This window comes from Runella defluvii, assembly GCF_014195535.1.
Taxonomy (GTDB): Bacteria; Bacteroidota; Bacteroidia; order Cytophagales; family Spirosomataceae; genus Runella; species Runella defluvii.
This window is the reverse complement of the sequence record NZ_JACIBY010000005.1, coordinates 496,988-518,843: the sequence shown is the minus strand read 5'-3', so window position 1 is coordinate 518,843 and position 21,856 is coordinate 496,988. Positions and strand designations below refer to the sequence as shown.

Genomic DNA, 21,856 nt, shown 5'->3' with positions numbered 1-21,856 from the left:
CGTACCTCTTTTATTCATCATTCTAAAAACGATTAATCTATGCGTCTTGCCATTATGCAACCTTATTTTATGCCGTACATCGGGTACTTACAACTGATGAATGCCGTAGATAAGTTTGTGCTGTACGATGACGTCAATTATATTAATAAAGGCTGGATCAATCGGAATCGTATCTTGGTCAACGGGCAAGAGTATTTGTTCACGATTCCGCTTAAAGAGGCCAGCCAAAATAAGCTTATCAATGAGATTTATCTTTCAAACGACCCAAAATGGAAAGGTAAATTGTTGAAAACTATCGAACAAGGTTACAAAAAAGCGCCATTTTATTTAACGGCCTTTGAGGTAACGGAAAAAATTATCAATTTCGATGCCGAGAAATTGAGCGACTGGATTGCGGCGGGTTTTGGGGTTTTGGCCGAGCACTTGTCGATTAAAACGGAAATTGTACCTAGTTCGGCGATTTACCAAAATACGCACCTGAAAGCGCAAGAACGAATCTTGGATATTTGTTTGCAAGAAAAAGCGCAGCATTACATCAATCCGATTGGTGGCACGGAGCTTTACGACAAAACGGTGTTTGAAGAAAAAGGAATTCGGCTCAATTTTATAAAATCGAAACCCGTGGGGTATGCTCAATTTAAAAATGAGTTTGTCCCTTGGTTATCAATCATTGATATTCTAATGTTCAATGAAGTAGTTGACATTCAGCAGTTTTTAAACGAATACGAACTGGTATAATCTTATGGCAAAAGTGGTCATCTTTGGTGTTCTTGACACCGCAGAACTAGCTCATTTTTATTTAACGCACGATTCCGACCACGAAGTGGTGGCATTTACGGTCAATCAAGAATACCTGAAAGAAACCGAATTTAAGGGGTTACCTATTGTGCCATTTGAGGAGGTAGAAACGTTTTACTCGCCGTTGGAGTTTAAGTTTTTTGCGCCTATGACGGGCCGAAAAATGAATAAAAATCGCGAAAAAGTCTATCTCGAAGCCAAAGCCAAAGGATATGAATTTATTACCTACATCAGCTCAAAAGCGACGTGGTTTGGCAACGAAATCGGCGAAAATTGCTTTATCCTTGAAGATAATACCATTCAGCCTTTTACCAAAATAGGCAATAATTGTGTGCTTTGGAGTGGCAACCACATTGGTCACCACGGAATTATCAAAGACCACGTATTTTTCACTTCGCACGTCGTGCTTTCGGGGCACTGTGTGGTAGAATCGTACTCGTTTTTCGGAGTAAACGCGACCATTCGTGATTATACGACCATTGCCGAAGGCACACTGGTTGCTATGTCAGCGTCTATCACCAAAAATACCGAGGCTTGGGGCGTTTACATGGGCAGTCCCGCCGAAAAAAGACCTATTCCAAGCTTTAAAGTATATTAAAAGAGCAGTCAGCGGTTAGCAGACAGTAGCTGGCAGTCAGAAATACTGACCGCTGCCTGCTAACTGCTAATGGCTGATTACTGACCGCTGAACATGGACGTTTCGATAATCATTATTCATTATAAAACGCTCAAACTAACCACCGACTGCATTCGGTCGATTTATACGCATACAAAGGGGGTTAGTTTTGAAGTGATTGTGGTTGATAACGACTCCCAAGACGGGGCCGATGCCATCATTACCAAAGAATTTCCTGGTGTTCAGTGGCTGCAAATGGGCTACAATGCAGGTTTTTCAAGGGCGAATAATAAAGGCATAAGAGCTTCTAAAGGTCGTTATTATTTACTTCTGAACTCCGATACTGAGTTTTTGGATGATATTCTGACCAAGTGTGTCACGCGTCTCGACAGCCAGCCCGAAACGGCTGCTTGCGGGGGCGTACAGCTATTCTCAGATGGTACGCCACGCCCTTTTTACCGCAGTCTCGCTATATTCAAACGGACTTTATACGTGATGCCGCCTGGGCGTATTTTTCAACGTGTTCTCGAAAAACTCATCCCCGAAACGCATTACGACGACCCCGACCAAGTGGATTGGGTACCTGCGGCTTTTTTGTTGGTAAAACGCGAGGTAGTCGCCAAGGCGGGTTTGTTGGATGAGGACTTCTTTTTATACGGCGAGGATGTCGAATGGAATTGCCGCTTGGGGCGGGTCGGGAAGCTGAAAGTGTTTGAAGACTGTGGGTATATTCACCACGAATGGGGGAGCAACCCCAAACGGAAAGAGGTATTGATTACGATTATCAATCGTTTTTATCCCCAAATCCAGCTTTCCAACTTGGTGTGGATACGTAAAGAGTTTGGAATTGGTCGTTTTTTGGGACTAATGCTCAATTATTACTTGATGATTCCCATTTATTTTGGTTGGAAAATAGCCCTCAACGTCTCTAAGTTTCGCAATCCGTTTGGAGAATTGGAGCAACAAAAAGACTTTACCCGTAAAGTGTGGTTGTTTTCTACCTATTTTTGGAAAATCATTCGTAACAAACCCTATTTCTACAAGCTCGACCCAAAGAGCCACGTCTAAGGCATGAAGATTTTATTTTTTACACCGACAGGAGCGCGGACGGGTTCAGAGATGGTTCTTTGGTACATGATTAAACACCTTTCGGGGAGTGACATCAAAACCGCTGTTTACTCGCGCCAAGCGGGGGAATTGTTTGCCAAACACTCCCCTGCCGATGCTACCTATCTCCATAAATTTCACCGTGGGCTACCGTATTATTCTGTAGAGGCTGTCTATCACAAAATCGTCGGACTTACGCCCGAGGAGAGTTATATCAAACGGATTCATAACGAATTTAAGCCTGATTTGTGGTATTTTAACACCATGACCATGCCGCAGTTTGCCAAACTTGCGCGCAAGCTTAACGTACCTTATGTAGTGCACGTACACGAGTTGTGGGAAACGTACGACATGGTGCGCGCTGATTCGTTTTCGGAGATGCTTACCCATGCCAAAGCGTCGATTGGGTGCTCTAGCGTAGTAGCAGAGCAATTGGAACGAATGGGTACGCCCAACGTAAAATTGCTACACTCGTTTATTGATACCGAAAAAATCACCCTCAAAAAAGACCCTGCCGTACTGAGAAAAGAACTTGGTTTGCCAAGCGATGCTTTTGTGTGGTTGATGTCAGGAACGATGTGTATGCGCAAGGGCTACGACATGATTCCTGATATTTTGGCACAATTGCCCAAAAACGCGTACATCGTGTGGTTGGGAAGCAAGAGTGACTACGGCATTTCGTACTACCTCGAACAGCGCGTACAGCGTGAAGGTTTAAATTTTCTGGCCTTAGGCTCAAAAGGAGGACAGGATTATTACGATTACCTCAATATCTGCGATGGCTTTGTGCTTACTTCCCGCGAAGACCCTTTTCCGTTGGTGATGATAGAGTCGGCGTACCTGCAAAAACCCGTCGTTGGGTTTAACTCGGGAGGAATCAGCGAGTTTGTCCAAAAAGGAATGGGTGAAGTAGCACCCGCTTTTGACATTCCGAAATTAGCTCAAATCATGCAAGATGTGATGAATGGCCAACTGTCTATCAACAAAGAAACTTTACGCAATCGGGCGATGGAGTTTGATATTCATAACCAGCTCAATCATTGGAAACAGTTTTTTGCGACACTTTAAACGATATGTTTTTTGCCTTCCTTTACCTTCCCGAAAGTTTTGAACTTTCGGGAAGGTAAAAACTTTCGGGAAGGTATTAGTTAGCTTTAACCGATGAAAAAAAATCTCTTTATAAGCCACGATGCAAACCGAGCAGGGGGGCAGATTGTCTTGTTGCAGTTGCTACGACAATTGAAGCAACAGGGACTTCCTATGCACTTATTGCTTTGTAGCGACGGCCCATTGGAAGAGGAGTTTCGGGAAGTCGTGCCCACTACGCGCGTGCCTCGTTTGGGGGATGTGCATTTTTCGCCTTTAATAACCAAAGTATTACGCTTGGTTGGTTGGGAAGAACGTATTAAACACCGAGTATTAGCCAAGCGTTGGGCGCAGTTTCGGGCCGAGATGGAAGCCCAGGATTTCGGATTGATTTTTGCCAATACCATTGCGGCGGCCGCTGCTTATCGGCACCTGAGTTTTTTATCTGCGCCTACTGTCTTGTTTGCGCACGAATTGGAAATGTCCATCAAAAAATACAGCCATCCCGACGATATGGCGCATTTGATGACGAACGCCAATCACCTGATTGTTGTGTCGAAAGCCGTTGCTAATTATTTCAAAGCTACCTATCAATACCCCGATGCTCAGATTAGCACGTTTCAAATTATAGACATTCCATTAATTCTTCAACGAATAGAAGAAGGCCGAAAAACGGACATTCGGAAAGTATTGGGAGTTCCTGCCAACGCGGTACTTATAGGCGGGTGTGGCCATGCCGAATGGCGAAAAGGCAATGACGTCTTTATGATGGTAGCCCAGCAAGTGATTCAGCATTTGGGTGAGCGTCCTGTGTATTTTGTGTGGGTAGGGATGCGCGAAGATTCGGAATGGTACGAAGTGCAGCGCTTTGACGCCGAACGCATGGGGTTGTCGGAACGCATCGTTCACGTTGGGCTCACGTCGGAAGTATTCCAGTATTTGAGCCAATTCGACGTATTTACGCTAACCTCCCGCGAAGACCCGTACCCGTTAGTGGTATTGGAAACGGCTTTAGCCGAACGCCCCATTGTGTGTTTTGAAAAAAGCGGTGGAGCCCCCGAATTGGTAGAAGAAGATGCAGGTTTTGTGGTACCTTATTTGGACGTAGCTGCGATGAGCAAAGCCGTCATTACGCTCATTGAGAACCCCGATTTACGCCGTCAGCAAGGCAAACGGGGCAAAGAAAAGGTATTGGAACGGCACGCAACCGACGCCAGCGTTGCCAAAGTAGTAGAAACCATTCGCCGCTTAAACCCCTAACATTTGTGGATTAGACCACGGAATAGTTGGCATTTACCCGTGTAGGTCAGATATTTGCACATTGATTAGCACGATAGCACCCAAACAATGACATTAGCTTTTACGCTGTGTTCGATTAACTACTTGGCTCAGGCACGTACCTTGGGCGATTCGTTAAAAAGAACCAACCCTCATATTCGTTTTATCATCGGATTGGTCGATCGCTTGGACGTAGCCCAAGTACCAGAAGATAAACTCCCTGATTTTGAGTTGTTAGAGTTGCATCGCATAGGCATCGATGGCCTAGACCAAATGTGTGAGCACTACAACATTACTGAGCTTAACACGGCTGTAAAACCTTATTTTATCCGCTATTTTTTTGAAAAGGTGCCGCAGGTGCGAAATGTGATTTATTTCGACCCCGATATTATTGTTTATCAGCCGTTAACGCAGCTCGAAAATTTGCTCGAAGCCAATGATATTGTGGTGACACCTCACCTTGCCACGCCCATCGACGACCAACTGACGCCGAACGAACTTCACCACCTTAATACGGGTGTGTATAATCTTGGTTTTATCGCTTTACACAAAAGCATTGAAGCGGTGGAGTTTGTGAAATGGTGGGAAGAAAAGCTTTTCGATGAATGTAAAATTGACCTTTGCAAGGGTCTCTTTGTGGATCAAAATTGGGTCAACTTCGCTCCCGTTTTTTGGAATAATATCCACGTCGAAAAGCACCCAGGATGGAATGCTGCCTACTGGAACATGCACGAACGGCGTTTCTCCCAGCACGAAGGCCAGCATTGGGTGAATGACAACCAGCCCGTGGTGTTTTTTCATTACAGTGGTTATGACCCTGCCAAGCCGAGTGTGGTATCAAAATACCAAGACCGTTTTGATTTTCAAAAACGTCCTGATTTGAACCCTTTGTTTGACTACTATCGGGAAGAATTACTCCGAAATCACAACGCGTATTATCGCCAGTTTCCTTGTTTTTATATCAAAAAAGAACCTGTCTATAAATACCAGCGCGTCCGTCAGTTGCTGATTAAACCGCTGGAAGCCGCTTTGCGATTGTTGAGCTAAGAAGTGACCTTCCCGAAAGTTCAAAACTTTCGGGAAGGTTCCGAAAAGGAACTGGCTACGTCTCAAAAAAGTGACCTTCTCGAAAGTTCAAAACTTTCGGGAAGGTTCTATAAAATACCTGTTGAATCAAAACCCCTCTGTTCGATTGAAAACGATTGTTTTTACTGTTTGTACTCCCGACCAATATCCTTTTGTGAAAGTATTGGCTGAAAGCCTTCCAGCTGGTGTTTCTTTTAACATTGGAACCGTCGAAGGAACGTTGGAAAAGGGAGTTTCATTCGCTGACTTGGGCCATAGCGAAGTAGCATCGATGCAGCAACGCTATGATACTACAGCACTTGCCGCAGCGAGTAAACCTTTTTTTGCCAACTATTTTTTGCAAAAAGAGCAAGCAGACGCAATTGTTTATTTTGACCCAACCATCTGGTGGTTAGGAGATTGGGCAGAGTTAGAAGCCCAGCTTCAAAACAATGAGGTAGTGTTGACACCGCGTTTGACGCGCACCTTTGGGCAATCTTCGTACGGGGATGAAAAGCTGTTTTTGAACACAGGCATGTACGATGCTGGTTTTTGGGCCATGAAAGCGACGGATAACACGCGGAAATTGTTAAAATGGTGGCAAGAACGCTTGACCGACCGCGCCTATTTCGACGTGTGCAACGGCATGAACCACGACCAACTTTGGCTTAACTACATCCCCATTTATTTTGATAACGTTACGTTAAACAAAAACCTAGGTTGGAATGTCGCTTTGCACAACCTGCATGAACGAATCGTCACTTCGACGCCCAATGGCTGGCGAGTGAACCAAGAAACGCCATTGGCATTTTTTAATTTTAGAGAAAGTCTTTCCAATAACATTGTCAACCAGTATCTGGGAGCATTGGCGTTGCAAAGAGCGTATCTCCAGCGCGTTCAATCGCACGGAGAGGTGCCAGTTTCACCTTTTTCGGTGCGGACTCAGCTTCGTCCAACGGTGCCTGGGTGGAAACAATCGCTCCGACAACGTATTCAATCCGTGATTGATTCAATCCGGTACTTTCCACTTTACCATAAAATCGACCAGTAACTCAAACTGTTAACCCTTTTTTTGTACTTTTGCGGGAAATCTCCGCAAAATGCGGTTCGTTTTTTATCGGTAATGCGTACTGCATGAAAATTTTATATGACCACCAGACTTTCACTGGCTCCCAGTATGGAGGTATTTCGCGGTATTTCTTTGAGTTGATGAACGCTTTTTGGGAACGAAAAGATGTTGATTTTGAGCTCTCTTTGAAGTTTTCTAACAATGAATACTTACGCAATGTGCCCTATGCTCACCCTTGGGGCTACGCACGTTTGGCAAATAATTTCAGGGCTAATCAAGCCTTTTCGCTGGTTAACCGTCTTTGCAGTTCTACCAAGCTAAACGCGGGCGATTTTGATATTTTTCACCCTACTTACTATCATTCCTATTTTTTGGATAAAATAGGGAAAAAGCCGCTGGTTATTACGTTTCATGATGCGCTAAGTGAAAAGTACGGAAAGCAATTTCCTGTGCTTGGCGAAGGTCTTACCGAATTAAAACAACGCTTGCTGACGCGTGCGGATGTGGTTATTTCGGTTTCGGAAGCGACCAAACGTAGTATTTTAGAGTATTTCAGCATCGACGAAGCCAAAGTTAAGGTCGTACCGTTGGGGAATTATTTTGAACGGCCCACGGCCAATCATTCGCTGGCACTGACCTTGCCCGATCGCTTTGTCCTTTTTGTAGGTAAACGCGATTTTTACAAAAACTTCGACCGTTTTTTTGAGTCGGTGGCGCCATTGTTAAAAAACGACAAGGATTTGCACCTCATTTGTGCGGGAGGAGGAGGGTTTTCTGCCGAAGAAAAACAAGCGATTGCGGAGCAGGGGTTACAAAGTCGCGTGATTTACCAACCGATTATCGACGATATGACCTTGATTCAGCTGTACGAAGAAGCGCAGGTATTTGTGTTTCCGTCGTTGATGGAAGGGTTTGGGCTTCCCATTTTGGAAGCCATGAGTTGCGGTTGCCCCGTAGCTGCTACCACTGGGACATCATTTGATGAAATTGCCCAAGATGCGGCAGTTTACTTTGAAGCTGAAAACAAGGAGTCAATTCGAGCGGCGGTAGAAAAAGTGGTCTATGATGAAACCCTCCAGCAAACCATGCGTCAGCGGGGCTATGAGCGTGTGCCATTGTTCAGGGCCGAAACCACCGCTCAAAAAACATTAGAAGTATATAAAGCATTGGTATAACGCATGATGACAATTCCCGAACGTACGCTTATTTACGACCGAGACATCAGCGGGCACCATTTGGACTATTTACAGTTTTTGGTAGAATACCTCAAAAAAATGCCCGAAACGGTTCGTAGTCAATTTGTATTTGTGCTCCACGAAGGAGCCAAAGTGCGATTTGGTAAAGACGAGAAGTACGTCCAGTTTCGTTATATTCCAGAGAAACAATTAGAGGCATTCATGGCGCTAACGAGCGTATTGCGTCGTGCTTCTGCCGAAATGAATTACCTGACGGGTTTGGTCAACGAATACAACGCCAATCGCATTATTTTTATGCACATCGACGCATTTCAGTATGAGGTAGGTCGTGGGGCAATTCGGCGATCGGGGGTTAAATTGTCAGGCTTGCTGTTTTTGCCTTTTCGTAAGTACTACGAAGATGGTTCGACCTTGAAAGCAAAAGTGCGCCGCGACTTGCGTGGGTTACGAAAAGGATTGCAAATCAATTGGATGTTGCGTAATCCGAATTTGGAGAAAATCTTTTTACTAAATGATAAACAAGGGGTAAAAGAATACAACCAACGTTTTGGGCAACGCTTCGATTTTTTGCCTGACCCCATCGAAGTGGGGAAAATGGCGGAGAAATCGGTCGAAACCCTCAAAAACGAGTACGGAGTGGAGGTTGCCCGTCGTGTGTTTTTAATTTACGGGCATTTATCAGCCCGAAAAAATGTCTCCAACATTCTTGAAGGACTAAAGCAAATTCCTGCCGAAGAGCGTCAAAAAATGTGTTTTTTGATATGCGGTGAGCCAGAAAAAGGGTATGAGAATACCTTGTTTTCGGCCATCCAAGAAGCCGAAAAAAAGTACCCCGAAATTCAATTTGTAAAGCATTTTCGGTTTTTTGACCCGCATAGTACCAATGAAGTGTTTAAAATCGTGGATGTGGTCTTGGTACCTTACATCAATTTTTATAGTTCGAGTAATATTTTAGGATTAGCAGCTAAGTACAGTAAGCCTTTGATTGCCTCCAATTTGGGGGTCATGGAAGGTTTGGTGACACACTATAAACTGGGGGTAACAGTCCCTCCGCACCGCCCCGAAGCCATAGGGGAGGCGATGCATCGTTATTTACACCTAAATCAGATTGACATAGACGGTAAGCCCTATCTGCAAGACCATTCTGCGGAGGTTTTCTGTCAGAAGTTATTATTTTAATGAAAACAAACAGGAGTGTTTTCCTTCTGGCAACGGCCTCGCTGGTGTTGCTGTGGGTTGTGTTGGAGCTGATGGGCCGCGTAGCCCTCGCCGTGGTGATGAAGTATCCTTTCTGGAAACCTACCGATAAGTTCTATCCCGAACTGGTCAAGATTCAGAAAGAAAACATTTCGCAACAAGACGATACGTTCGACTTGTTGATTTTGGGTGGCTCGGCGGTGAGTTTAGAGTTTGGACTACCGATTAATAAAACGCTGGATTCGTTGTTGAAACAGACTGCAAACGGTCGGAAAGTTCGCATTTTCAATGCCGCGACTCCAGCACATACCTCGTTGGATAACCTCAATAAGTACCGAATGTTGGGTAAACAGCGGTTCGATTTGGTGATTTACTACGAGGCCATCAACGAGACGCGTGCCAACAATATTCCGAGCCAACTTTTTTCGGACGATTATCGGCACGTGATGTGGTATTATGACTTGGCAATCATCAAACAACACCCCGAGGTCAACTGGACGGTGTTGCCGTTTATTACCCATAAAGGGTTTAACTTGTTGGTAGATAAGTTAAAAGGAAAGAAGTTTTTAGAATTAAATACGGTCAATCCAGACTTAGTTCAATACGGCAAAGAGATAAAAACGGGGAAGCCTTATCAAGCCAATATTGAACAAATTATATTGGAGGCACGTAAAAGAAGCGAAAAACTGGTGTTGATGACCTATGCTTTGTACGTGCCACCAAGCGTGATTGGGAACGGTGGATACACCGACTACCGCGATTTTGCCAAGTGTCCTTACCCATCGCCCTTGTGGCTTTGGGGCGACCCTGTCAATGTTGATACGGGAGTCAAGGCGCACAATGCCATTTTGCGGAAGTTGGCAGCCCAGTATGGTACCTATTTTGTGGATATGGACCAGCTTTTACCCCGTCAAAAGGACTATTATTGTGATTTGTGCCATTTGACTGAAAAAGGAGGAAGTGAGTTTGCGACGTTGGTAGTTCAGTATTTGTCCAAAGAGCAGTTGATTCCGATGGCGGTGAATCAATGAATTAAAAACCAAAATTTCACTTTGAAATACAAAGTGAATAATTTTACTTTGTAACACAAAGTAAAAAAGGGCGATATTGGAACCATGCATCAACGACTAGCAACACTGGATACATTTAGGGGAGTGGCAGCACTGGCAGTGGTGCTTTTTCACCTGACATTGCACCAGTACGATGCTCCTTTTCACTTGAATTGGGGCGCAACGGGCGTCGATTTGTTTTTTATTATCAGTGGTTTTGTCATTTTTTTGACCCTCAACAAAACCCAAAGTGTGCTTGATTTTGTAGTGGCTCGGTTTTCACGATTGTACCCTGTGTATTGGGCCGCAGTAACCCTCACGGCACTTTTTATGGCCATTGGGAGCTGGTTAGGGTACAGTCAAATCAGCTTGGGGGAATACATTGCCAACATGACGATGTTCCAATATTACTTCGGTATCAGGGACTTAGACGGGTCGTATTGGACATTGATTGTCGAAATGCTTTTTTATGGCGTCATGCTTTTAGGGCTTTGGCTCAATCAGCTTGGACGATTGGAGTGGTATGGATTGGGGCTAGTAATGGTTCAAATTATCCTCCACGGATGGGTGCGGGTGGCAGCTCCCAGTGTTTATGAAGCGATATTGAAAGGGTTTCCGTTACTGAACCATTTTCAGCTTTTCTGGGCGGGTATCTTGTTTTACAAAATGTTCACCCAAGGATATGACAGATGGAGGTTAGTTGGAGTAGCAATTGCCTACGGAGTTACGCTATATTTGTACGATAAAACAGGACGTAGCAACCTATTTCTGAGTTTTTGGGAATATAGTGTTACTACCACGGTTTATTTTGTACTCTTTTTCTTGTTCGTGAGTCATAAGTTAGAGTGGATTAATAACCGCGTCACGCTTTACTTAGGAACAATTTCATACAGTCTATACGTGATTCACCATTATTTTACGGTAGGGGTAATCACAGTATTAAAAGATAAATTTGGGTGGTCGTTTGTACAAGCGAGCACCGTAGCTTTGGCCGCAGCGTTCGTGTTGGCTACGGCCATTACCTATTTTATTGAAAAGCCTTCGTTGCAGTACTTACGTGTGTGGTACAAAAACAGAAAGGCATCGTATCAAACACTTTAATAGTAGTTACTTGTGAATCAAAAGCTTAGTGTCATCATTCCAGCCTACAACGAAGAAAAAACGATTCAAACGGTATTGAAGGCTGTTGCATCTGTAGAGTTGATTGGAGGTTTTGAAAAAGAAATAATTGTGGTCAATGACTGTTCAAAAGACGGTACTGAAGCCCAGATTTTGGCGTTTAAGGCCAACAATCCACAGGTAGAATTGGCCTACTTCAAACACGAGGTAAACCAAGGAAAAGGCGCGGCACTGCATACAGGAATTCGCCGAGCTACTGGAACGTACTTGGTGATTCAGGATGCGGACTTAGAGTATGACCCTCAGGAGTTCAATATTTTGCTCCAGCCCATCGTGGACGGCCACGCTGATGTGGTTTTTGGGTCGCGTTTTATGGGTGGAAAAGCGCACCGAATTTTGTTTTTCTGGCATTCCATCGGAAACAAAATTTTGACGTTTGGAAGCAATATGTTTAGCAACCTCAACCTGACCGATATGGAAACCTGCTACAAGCTGTTCCGTACCGATATGATTCAGGGGTTATCTTTAGAGGAAAAACGCTTTGGTTTTGAACCAGAAGTCACGGCCAAGATTTCGCGCATTCCCAACATCCGTATTTATGAAGTAGGAGTTTCGTATTACGGAAGAACGTATGCCGAAGGCAAAAAAATTAACTGGAAAGACGGCTTTAGGGCGATTTACTGTATTTTGAGATACGGCTTGTTTAAATAACAACAGCTATGTTAGACGATTTTAAATACTACCGTCAGGCACTAGGAGTAAACATGCTCTGGAATTCTTACCCCATCGTATTCATCCTTCGTGATGGGTTTGGGGTGGGGCCTAGTGGGAGTACCTTTACCATTTTATATTGGGGGCTAGGCTTATTGCTACTGATGCCTATCAATATCTTTCGTACTATTTATTTGCCCAATCGAATGCTTTTTGCATGTTGGTTTGGATTTATTGTATTGGGGTGGTTGTATTGGAAATACTATCCAAGTATCAATGGCGAGCCCGAAAGACTCCGCGAAACTCTGACGTACATTATCCCGCTGCTTTTTTTGTTTGCCTCCATGTACTATCCCAATAATAAAGTCCATATCATTCTGATTGTCATGGTCTTTTATTCGTTGTTGGCAAGTACGGGGCTTTTGTACAGCCTCACGCGTGACCCGCACTGGACTTTTGGAGAACGGGCCGCGATTAAGTTTGCCGCAAATACCCAAAATAGTAACCCGCACGCCTATGCCAACAATGCCCTTTGCGGGATTCTGGCGTCGTTTATCGTGGCTGCTCGTATGAGGAGTGTCTTGGTTAAAATATTCTATTATTTGGTCGCTATCTTTTCGGTGGGTGTATTGATTTTGGCCCGTACGAACACCAGTTTGATTGCCCTTGGTGTGATGGCCGTTATTTATTTGACCTTTCACGGGAAAAGCGTAATAAAATCGGTATTTCAGATGCGAACGCTGGGTCTAGTCGCAGCCGTTTACGGAATTGTGGCGTTGTTGCTATCTCAGTTTGCCTTTGCTTCCTATGCCCTAGAGGTATATTTACAGGCATTTATTACGCGTTTTGGGAAGGTGATTTATACCGTTACGGGGGTTGAAGTAGATCAAAAATCAGCAGAAATTGATTATTCGTCTGTCAACCGTGTGTATAGTTTTAGATACGTATTTGAAGAGTTTTTGGGCGAAGGCTCTATCGGCCTTATTTTATTTGGCGAGGGCTATAAATCTCAGTTTTTTGATGTGCCAGCGCTCGAAGCCCTCGTAAATCAGGGTGTTTTAGGGTTTATTCTCTTCAATAGCTTCTTCTTTGTAATGGGCATTATTGCGGTACAGCAATTCTTTAAACCTGCCAACGACCTTTCGTTGTTCATGGCCTATTTTTCCATTATCGTCCTAATCGCGTTATTTTCGGGAGCTCGCCCCATCGACTTGAGTATGTGGTTGGTTTATGTATTTTACATCCGATTCTTCGGAATTTATTCAAGCGATTCTTCCATCAAACCCCTTCAACCCCAACCTGCCTAAGGTAGCGTTTTGTTTTACATGGTTCTTTTTAACAAAATATTGGCCAGTCGATGGCTGCTTGGGGTATTGCTGATTGCATTTACGATAAGTGGTTTTTGGGTTGCATTGGTATTGGGAGAAGACCCGGGGTTTGGTTTGTCGGTATGGAACGATATGGTCAATGGTGGGCCATTGAATCAATTGGCCATTCCTTCACCTACTGACATTGTACAAAATAAAGAGTTGTTTCTAACGTGGTGGAGTCCAGGACAATACGCTGTTCCTGGCGTAATGAGTCAGTTGTTGGGCATTTCTACGGGTACGGCCAGTATTTGGGTAACGCTTTTGTTTTCGATAGCAGGATTGGTCGGCTGGTATTTTGTCTATCGGGAGTTGGGCTTCGACGAACTCGTCATTGGGCTTTGCTTGTTTTTGATGGCAACCTCTCGCTTGTTTACCATCAATTTTCTGAATTACACGGGTGGAGAGCTGCTGCTGTTTGGGAGTCAATCTTGGACCATTTGGTATTATCTTAAATACCGCTCTGCTCCGCTGAAGCTCTTTATTGGGCTGTTGTTGCTTTCGTTGGTTAGCTTTTTCTTAAAGTCAGCCTATACCATTGGCTTTGCCGCGCTGGGCGGGTGCGCAGGACTTGCTTTTGTGTCAGACCTTGCAAAAACCCGAAAATTACGTACCCCGAGTTTGGTGACTGTACTGGTCGTAGGGCTGTGCATCGTTTGTTATTTAGGAATTACGCAGTTTGGTTTTGTAGCTTTAGGCACTAGCCCGATTACGAGTACGAGCCAACCGTTTAAAATGGTTTGGGCTTCTTTTGAAACGCTTACCTATCCGCTGACCCACTGGTTTAGTATTGCCGAAATCTATCCTCAATTACTTCAGCGCACGAGTTTTCCGCTTTGGGGGCATGGGTTGTATTATGTGTTGCTATTGGTAGGTTTTGTGGCAATGATTCGAATTGCCTTGGAGACGCGCTATGTGGCAGCTAGAGCGGTATTTGTGGGGTTTTATGTCGTGTATTGCGGTGTTTTTTTATTGCTGTACAACAAAGGCGCCGATATATCTATCGAATACCGCCATACCAAAGTCGTAGCTTATCTATTTTTGCCTTTGCTTGTGGCGGCGCTCCAACAACCCATTGCTACTTCGTACCGAGTGGGTATTTTAGGGTTATTATTGATTCTGAATACGGGTTACGGCCTCAGTACGTTTGTGTTGAAGAAAATAGAAATTACGCGTGAATCGGCGACGGGAACGTCAGGGTTTGCTTTACGCCATGCCTCCGACGAAGACCTTGCTTTTATTCATTCGGTCGATAAACCAGCGAATATTCTGTATTTTACGTCGGGGTCTATGAATGTCGATGCGATTCATGCCCGCAAACTGGTAGGAAGTATTGATTACAAATTTGCGCGGGGATGTGGCTTTATTTTTGACAAATACGAAGGTAAAGCAGGCAATATCTACGCGTTTGTTCACGAAGCGTACGAACAGCTTCCCACCAACCCGTCGCTGCAAGCCCAGTTTCCTGGTTATACATTCCGTTTGGTGAAACAAACGAAACGATTTAAGATTTACGAAGGGCTATAAAAGGCTCGTTTAAATACACTACAATGAAGAAAAATTGGCGCAAGTATGGATTGATTTTGGGGGCTTTGTTGGGGCTGTCTGAGTTGATTTTGCGCTTTGGTTTTGGCTTTTGTAATGCGCCACTTTACATCGAAGACCCTGATTTTGAGTATGTTTTTGCCCCAAATCAGTACCGCTTTCGTTTCCGAAACGTGGTAAAAACAAACGAATTTTCGATGCGAAGTGAGCCAATAAACCCTACCGACACAACGGTCGTGCTGCTGATTGGCGACTCAGTTATCAATGGTGGAAACCCTACCAGCCACGAGGAATTAGCTTCAACATTGTTAGAAAAACAATTTACGGAACATTACCACCAGCCCGTTCGTGTGCTGAACGTTTCGGCGGGGTCGTGGGGACCTGACAATGCTTTTGCGTTTTTGAAAAAGAACGGATTCTTTGGCGCAGATGTCATCGGTTTGGTGACAAGTAGCCACGATGCCTACGACAACATGAGCCACCATAAGTTGGTGGGTGAAAACCCGAATTATCCCAATAAACAATATAAAGTAGCCTTGTACGAGTTTTGGCACCGCTACATTTACACGTTGTTTATTTATCATTACATCGAAGCACCGTTGAAAGAATGGTTGGCACCTGCTACCCAACACGCACCGAACGACGTAATTCATAAATTTGGAACGACCTTTAATACGGGTTATCAACAATTGGCCGATACGACCAAAGCCATGGGGATTCCATTTTTTATGTACCTGCATCCTGAACTACCCGAAATTGCTCAAAATCGTTACGATAGCCAAGGAGAAGAGATTTTGGCGTTTGCCCGAAAAAATCACATTCCTGTGATTGATGAGCTCAAACTGCATCCGCCCAAAGACCTTTTCCGTAATCCTGATTTTGACAGTATTCACTATAATGCCAAGGGACAAGCGTTTATGGCCAAACATTTGTACCCTGTTTTGAAACAATACCTCGACGCTTATTTTGCCCAACATGCGCGTTCTCATCGTCCATAATCAACTTTGGGCACACTACAAGTCCAAGTTATTCAGTGAATTACACCGTTTTGCTCCTCAATACGGGCTTGAAATTAAGGTGGTGCAAATTGCACTTTCTGAAAAAAGTCGGGCCAATATGGGCGAGGCAGAGGCTTTTCGGTACGATTACGACTACGAAATACTTTTTAAAACATCCCTCGACCAAGTGAGTCTTTGGGCGCGAACCAAAGCCCTACTGGCGAAAGTTCATGCCTACCGTCCTGATGTGCTGAACCTCACGGGCTGGTACGATCCTGCACAGTGGGTATTGCTTTTTTATGCCAAACTGCGGGGTATTAACGTGGTAATTTCCAACGAATCGAACGTGCGCGACCACGTTCGGATGGGGCTCAAAGAGCGATTTAAGCAGTTTTTGTTGAGTCAGGCCGACGTCTTTTTCTGTTTTGGGAAATCTTCGGCTGCGTACTTGGAAAAATTGGGTGTCAAATCCGCTCAAATAGTGACGCAAAGGGCCGCTATTGTCGATAATGATGTCATTTTAGAACATTACCACCGCGCGTTTGCCCAACGAGAAAGCCGTAAAAACGCCCGAAATTGGGCACCTTATAACTTCATTTTTGTAGGTCGATTGATTCCGCCCAAAAACCTGCCACTGCTGCTCCAAGCTTTTGCCGAAGTACAGAAAAATGCGCCCGACTGGGGACTAGTACTGTTGGGAGAAGGAGAACAAAAAGCGGAACTACAAACGATGGCCGCGACAATTCCGAACGTTCGATTTGAGGCGGGCGTACCTTGGTACGAAGTAGCCGAATTCCTAGCTTTAGCCGATGTGTTGGTGCTGCCAAGCGAGTCGGAGCCTTGGGGGCTAGTGGTCAACGAAGCCATGATATGCGGCCTGCCTGTATTGGTGTCGGAGCCTTCGGGCTGCGTGGACGATTTGGTACAAGTGGGTAAAAATGGCTGGGTATTTAACCCATATCTGTTGCCTGATTTTGTGAATAAGTTGCGCCTTTTTGTGGATAATGCTGAAAATTTGACTCAAATGGGAGAAAAATCAAGGCAAATAGTAGCTGATTTTGAACCGCAAAAAGTTGCCCACGAAATGCTTCGAGGAATCAAAAGTTTGGGACACTAGACCCTCCAAGTTTGGTTATCTGTGAAGTGAAAACTTGGAGGGTCTGACTTCGTTATTAGATTAGACCCTCCAAGTTTGGTTAGCTACGAAGTGAAAACTTGGAGGGTCTGACTTCGTTATTAGATTAGACCCTCCAAGTTTGGTTAGCTACGAAGTGAAAACTTGGAGGGGCTGGCTTCGTTATTGGATTAGACCCTCCAAGTTTGGTTAGCTACGAAGTAAAAACTTGGAGGGTCTGGTTATTTTAAAATACGTTGATTCCAATATACCAAGACGTTGAGCGTAGAACGCCCCGATGCAATAAGGTCTAAATCGCCGTCATTGTCGAGGTCGGCGGCTTGCAGGTCTTCGCAGGCCATCATGACACTTTCGTCCAACGTGAACTCTTCCCAATTTTCACCATTGGCATCTTTAGGAACAAACAACCGCACGCCCACTTTTTTATCGGCGTTCGGGTTGCGCCACCCTACCGCGATTTGTGAAGAACCCGTTCCCAAAAAATCCTCACAAGTCAAAGCGTGGCCTTGATTGAGGCGCGTGGTCAGCACCTTTTTTGTGTTGGTTTGAGTATCCAAGACCACAAGCTGATTGCCATGCCAAGGACTCACGGCGGCCACAAAAGGCTTTTTGTTGGGCAAATATCCGCGACGTACCTCACCCACACCCGTTCCTTCGCCTATCCATTGCTGCGTGGGCGTCCACTGTCCTTTCTGATAACTTATTACCTTACCACCTTCTTTGCTGCCAATCAGAAGGCGGGTCGCGTCTTTGTCTTCCCAAATTTCAAAATTGTGCGTAATGTGCAGCGTGGAATCAATCAGGTGATAAGGCCAAGCCTGTTTTGGATTTTTAGGAACATCGTACGCCAATAGTTTTACGCCTACTCCTTCACCATTGGAATTTCCCAATCCGTGAAGCGGCGCTACAATGAGCTGGTATTTATTTTTGTCAACTTTTGCCCAACGCATTCGGTGGGTAGTGATTTCGTGGTGAAGGCGTACGGGTTCCCAAAGCTGAGTGGGGTCTTTGGGGCGAATCAAATAAAAAACTGCTCCCGATTGGGTGATGTCTTTGGTTTCGGCGGGGTTCCACATTGCCCCTACGGCTACCTCTACACGACCGTCGCCGTCGATGTCGCGGGCGGCGATACAGACGTTGTCTTTAGTAGTAAGATTTGTTGCCATGACAAAGCGTTTCCAATCACCATTTCTATACCAAACAATCTCTTTTTGGTCGGCGAGTAAAATATCTTTTCGTTGGTCGCCATCTACATCGCCAATGGCCAATCCGTAACCAATACTGATTTGATTGTCAATGACTTGTATTTTAAAATTGGGGACAGGGGATTGGGCAAAAAGTGAGGCCGTGGATAGTTGGATAAGTGCAAAAAGTAGCTTTTTCATTGGCATAGAAATTAGAAAGTGTGACGATGAGAAACGCACGGGCGTCTAATGATTTAAAAAGCAATTAAAAAGCACAATCTTTTCTTAAATTGTGAAAAATTGCAATACATTTGACCAAACCAATAAAACCACTATTTAAACTCAATCTTACACAAAATGAAAAAGTTACTCGCCCTGTTAATCATCCTTTTGTGCTTTGGCGTAACGCTAGATAGCGTGGCACAAACCGAAACAAAACCGAAAAAGGAAAAGAAAGAAAAAGCAAAAGACAAAGCCGAGGATAAAAAAGATAAAAAGGAGGACAAGAAGGATAAGAAAGAAGATAAAAAAGACAAGAAGGAAGACAAAAAAGATAAAAAAGAGGACAAGAAAGATGCCAAAACTGACAAGGGCAAAAAAGACAAGTTAGAAGACAAGGCTGACAAAAAAGAAGATAAGAAGGATAAGAAAGAAGACAAAAAAGACAAGAAGGAGGACAAGGCTGATAAGAAAGAAGACAAAGCCGACAACGCTGATAAAAAAAGCAAGGGCACGAAGGTGAAGCCTGCAGCGAAAGAGGATGATGGCAAGGAAGCTGATGGAAACACGCGCAAGAAGGTAGCAGGTGCTGATAAAACGATGGGTAAAGACGACAAAGGTCGTACGATTTACCAAGGCCCTCGCGGTGGTCAATACTACATCAATTCAAACGGGAATAAGACATACTTGAAAGCCGACGACAAATTGTAATCGTTGGAACGAAGAATCATAAAAAGAGGCGGCTCGTTTACGGGCCGCCTCTTTTTATGAGCAAAAATTAGTTGGGAGCTTACTTTGACGCTGCTGCGTAAAGCTCGGCTACTTTGTCCCAGTTAACAACGTTCCAAAACGCATCGAGGTAGTCAGGGCGTTTGTTTTGATATTTCAAGTAGTAAGCGTGTTCCCACACGTCAATCCCTAAAATAGGTGCGCCCTGCACGTCAGCTACGGGCATGAGTGGGTTGTCTTGGTTTGGGGTAGAAGTGATGACAAGTTTTTTGTCTTTTACAATCAACCAAGCCCAACCTGAGCCAAAACGACCCGCGCCAGCAGCTTTAAATTTGTTTTTAAATTCGTCGAATGAACCAAATTCTTTGGTAATCGCTGCGGCTAATTCTCCCGAAGGCATGCCTCCTTTGCCTGGGGCCATGATGTTCCAGAAGAACGTATGGTTCCAGTGACCTCCGCCATTGTTGCGGATGGCAGGAGCCGTTTCTTTCGTAATTCCTTTTACCAAAGCATCAATGCTCAATTTTTCTTCGGGCTTTCCTGCCACGGCCGTATTGAGGTTGGTGATGTATGCTTTGTGGTGACGGCCGTAGTGAATTTCCATCGTTGCTTTGTCGATGCTAGGCTCAAGCGCTTCGGGAGCGTACGGAAGCGGGGCTTGCGTAAATTGGGCGATTGCCTGCAACGACCCTGCTGTAAGAACCACTACAAGTGCGTTTCTAAGAAAATTAGTTGTCATTGTGGTATAAAAGAATGGTTGAAACGTGAATGAGGTGCAATATTACGCAGAATAGAACGCAAGAAAAGCGAACAAAGTTGTTTTTAATCAAAAATAAAAGACCTTCTGCCCGAAGTCAGAAGGTCTTTTATAAGTATAAATGTCTGGAAGGGTTTAGGAATAACTTCTACAAAGGTACAAAATTATTTTAATAAATGAACTATTTCAAGAAAAAATTTGAAAATAGTATCTTTTTGCCCTGCCTAACCTCCTAGATTTGTTCAAAATACCGTTTACGTTCCCAATCCGTTACCGATGAATTAAATGCTGCTTGCTCGGTACGATAAAAATGGGTGTAGTGTTCTACAACGCGCTCCCCAAATGTTTCTTTGGCAAAAGGGCTATGGCTAAAAATGTCGATTGCTTCAGCCAATGTATAAGGAACACGCGGCAAGTGAGCTGCGGCATAAATGTCACCATCAAAAAGGGCAGGTGGTTCAATCTTGTTTTTGACGCCTTCCATTCCTGAAGCTAATAAGGCTGCAAAAGCCAAATAAGGGTTACAGTCGGCACCTGGAATGCGGCATTCGATCCGCAAGCTTTTTCCTTGGCCTACTACCCGATAGCCCGCTGTGCGGTTGTCATAACTCCAGGCCAGACGCGTGGGTGCCCATGAGCCGTCCACGTAGCGTTTGTAGGAGTTGATGGTAGGAGCATAAAATACCATTACATCAGGGGTGTATTTGATACATCCTCCCAAAAACCAGCGAAATACATCGGATCCTTTTACGGGGCCTAGTTGGGTATCGCCGTCAAAGGCGTTTTGACCTTCTTGCCATAAACTAATATGAATGTGACAGCTTGAGCCTGCGCGGTCGGCGGCAAATTTGGCCATGAACGTCACGCTCCAACCCATGGCTTCTGCAATTTCTTTGAGGCATTGCTTATAGACAACGTGGCGGTCGCCCATGTCCAAAATATCTGAATAACGGACGTTGAGTTCGTGCTGCCCCAATCCCCATTCTCCTTTAGAGGTTTCAACGGGCACACCCGACTGTTTCAAATAACGTCGTGCAGCGGCATTGAAAGCTTCGGTGCGTGTGCCTTGTAAAATATGATAATCTTCGATGTACCAGCCTACTGGTTTGAGGTTGTGATAGGCTTGGTTATGGGCCTCGCGGAAGGAGTTCTCGAACAAATAGTATTCTAATTCGGACGCCGCAAAAACGGTATAATCACTGGCTTTTTCGAGTTGAGCTCGAAGGATAGAACGAGGGGCAATATCGACGTATTCGTGCGTTTTCTCATTTTTGACGTCACAAATAACCATTGCCGTGCGGTCGAGCCAAGCAGCAATCCGAAGGGTGGACAAATCCGGAACTAAATGGAAATCGCCGTAACCCAATTCCCAATTGGCAAAAGAATACCCTGGAACGGGCTCCATGGCCATATCGGTTGTGAGGAGATAATTGCATCCGTGTGTTCCGCTTTCAAAAACGTCGTTGACGAAATATTCGGCATCAAACCGCTTCCCGACGAGGCGTCCGTAGTGGTCGGTAAAAGCAACAATGATGGTTTCAATGGTTTGTTGTTGGACAGCATCTCGTAGCTGTTCGATGGTTAAAAGGCCCTGAGGTTTAGACATGGTGTTATTTTTTGCCCCAAGTTAG

20 protein-coding genes are annotated in these 21,856 nt (G+C 44.6%); 17 read left to right on the top strand and 3 right to left on the bottom strand.

Going from position 1 to position 21,856, the window contains the following annotated elements; translation table 11 throughout:
* Positions 1-39: 39 nt before the first annotated feature.
* The 16 genes from FHS57_RS14725 (at position 40) to FHS57_RS14650 (ending at position 17,318) form a co-directional block, all read left to right on the top strand.
* Positions 40-738: a WbqC family protein gene (locus FHS57_RS14725; protein ID WP_183974855.1), complete on the top strand. Its 699-nt coding sequence runs from the start codon at positions 40-42 to the stop codon at positions 736-738.
* Between the two features lie 4 nt (positions 739-742).
* Positions 743-1,396 carry an acetyltransferase gene (locus tag FHS57_RS14720; RefSeq protein WP_183974853.1) on the top strand — a complete coding sequence of 218 codons (654 nt, stop codon included), beginning with the start codon at positions 743-745 and terminating at the stop codon, positions 1,394-1,396.
* A 93-nt stretch (positions 1,397-1,489) separates the two neighbouring features.
* Positions 1,490-2,482 (top strand): glycosyltransferase family 2 protein, encoded by a 993-nt coding sequence (locus FHS57_RS14715; protein WP_183974851.1) that lies wholly within the window; start codon positions 1,490-1,492, stop codon positions 2,480-2,482.
* A gap of 3 nt (positions 2,483-2,485) precedes the next feature.
* Positions 2,486-3,589: a glycosyltransferase gene (locus FHS57_RS14710; protein ID WP_183974849.1), complete on the top strand. Its 1,104-nt coding sequence runs from the start codon at positions 2,486-2,488 to the stop codon at positions 3,587-3,589.
* 93 nt (positions 3,590-3,682) lie between these two features.
* Complete coding sequence (locus FHS57_RS14705) at positions 3,683-4,867, top strand: glycosyltransferase family 4 protein (protein ID WP_183974847.1); 1,185 nt, start codon at positions 3,683-3,685, stop codon at positions 4,865-4,867.
* Between the two features lie 87 nt (positions 4,868-4,954).
* Positions 4,955-5,932 carry a glycosyltransferase family protein gene (locus tag FHS57_RS14700; protein WP_183974844.1) on the top strand — a complete coding sequence of 326 codons (978 nt, stop codon included), beginning with the start codon at positions 4,955-4,957 and terminating at the stop codon, positions 5,930-5,932.
* 145 nt (positions 5,933-6,077) lie between these two features.
* Positions 6,078-7,001 carry a hypothetical protein gene (locus FHS57_RS14695; protein WP_183974843.1) on the top strand — a complete coding sequence of 308 codons (924 nt, stop codon included), beginning with the start codon at positions 6,078-6,080 and terminating at the stop codon, positions 6,999-7,001.
* Between the two features lie 83 nt (positions 7,002-7,084).
* Positions 7,085-8,194, top strand: coding sequence for a glycosyltransferase family 4 protein (locus tag FHS57_RS14690; RefSeq protein ID WP_183974841.1), 1,110 nt, complete (start codon positions 7,085-7,087; stop codon positions 8,192-8,194).
* Positions 8,195-8,197: 3 nt separating this feature from the next.
* Positions 8,198-9,394, top strand: a complete 1,197-nt coding sequence (locus FHS57_RS14685; RefSeq protein WP_183974839.1) for a glycosyltransferase — start codon at positions 8,198-8,200, stop codon at positions 9,392-9,394.
* Positions 9,394-10,443, top strand: coding sequence for an SGNH/GDSL hydrolase family protein (locus FHS57_RS14680; protein ID WP_183974837.1), 1,050 nt, complete (start codon positions 9,394-9,396; stop codon positions 10,441-10,443). Before FHS57_RS14685 ends, FHS57_RS14680 begins: the two co-directional genes overlap by 1 nt.
* A gap of 84 nt (positions 10,444-10,527) precedes the next feature.
* Positions 10,528-11,562 (top strand): acyltransferase family protein, encoded by a 1,035-nt coding sequence (locus FHS57_RS14675; RefSeq protein ID WP_183974835.1) that lies wholly within the window; start codon positions 10,528-10,530, stop codon positions 11,560-11,562.
* Between the two features lie 12 nt (positions 11,563-11,574).
* Positions 11,575-12,291, top strand: coding sequence for a glycosyltransferase family 2 protein (locus FHS57_RS14670; RefSeq protein ID WP_028523106.1), 717 nt, complete (start codon positions 11,575-11,577; stop codon positions 12,289-12,291).
* Between the two features lie 8 nt (positions 12,292-12,299).
* Positions 12,300-13,598, top strand: a complete 1,299-nt coding sequence (locus FHS57_RS14665; protein ID WP_183974833.1) for a hypothetical protein — start codon at positions 12,300-12,302, stop codon at positions 13,596-13,598.
* 18 nt (positions 13,599-13,616) lie between these two features.
* Positions 13,617-15,185 (top strand): hypothetical protein, encoded by a 1,569-nt coding sequence (locus FHS57_RS14660; RefSeq protein ID WP_183974831.1) that lies wholly within the window; start codon positions 13,617-13,619, stop codon positions 15,183-15,185.
* 23 nt (positions 15,186-15,208) lie between these two features.
* Positions 15,209-16,201, top strand: coding sequence for an SGNH/GDSL hydrolase family protein (locus tag FHS57_RS14655; protein ID WP_183974829.1), 993 nt, complete (start codon positions 15,209-15,211; stop codon positions 16,199-16,201).
* Entirely contained in the window at positions 16,179-17,318 is a 1,140-nt protein-coding gene (locus FHS57_RS14650; protein WP_183974827.1) for a glycosyltransferase family 4 protein, read from the top strand. The genes FHS57_RS14655 and FHS57_RS14650 overlap by 23 nt, the downstream gene beginning before the upstream one ends.
* A gap of 239 nt (positions 17,319-17,557) precedes the next feature.
* Here FHS57_RS14650 and FHS57_RS14645 read toward each other — a convergent pair whose 3' ends face one another.
* Positions 17,558-18,721, bottom strand: coding sequence for an FG-GAP repeat domain-containing protein (locus tag FHS57_RS14645; protein WP_183974825.1), 1,164 nt, complete (start codon positions 18,719-18,721; stop codon positions 17,558-17,560).
* 216 nt (positions 18,722-18,937) lie between these two features.
* Here FHS57_RS14645 and FHS57_RS14640 point away from each other — a divergent pair, with 216 nt between their 5' ends.
* Positions 18,938-19,450: a hypothetical protein gene (locus FHS57_RS14640; RefSeq protein ID WP_310586995.1), complete on the top strand. Its 513-nt coding sequence runs from the start codon at positions 18,938-18,940 to the stop codon at positions 19,448-19,450.
* Positions 19,451-19,529: 79 nt separating this feature from the next.
* On the opposite strand, the gene FHS57_RS14635 is transcribed toward FHS57_RS14640, so the two are convergent.
* Both FHS57_RS14635 and FHS57_RS14630 read right to left on the bottom strand, forming a co-directional pair.
* A complete protein-coding gene (locus tag FHS57_RS14635) occupies positions 19,530-20,207 on the bottom strand; it encodes a superoxide dismutase (RefSeq protein WP_084332294.1) in 678 nt (225 codons plus the stop codon).
* Positions 20,208-20,457: 250 nt separating this feature from the next.
* Entirely contained in the window at positions 20,458-21,831 is a 1,374-nt protein-coding gene (locus FHS57_RS14630; protein ID WP_183974821.1) for a glutamine synthetase family protein, read from the bottom strand.
* Positions 21,832-21,856: the final 25 nt, after the last annotated feature.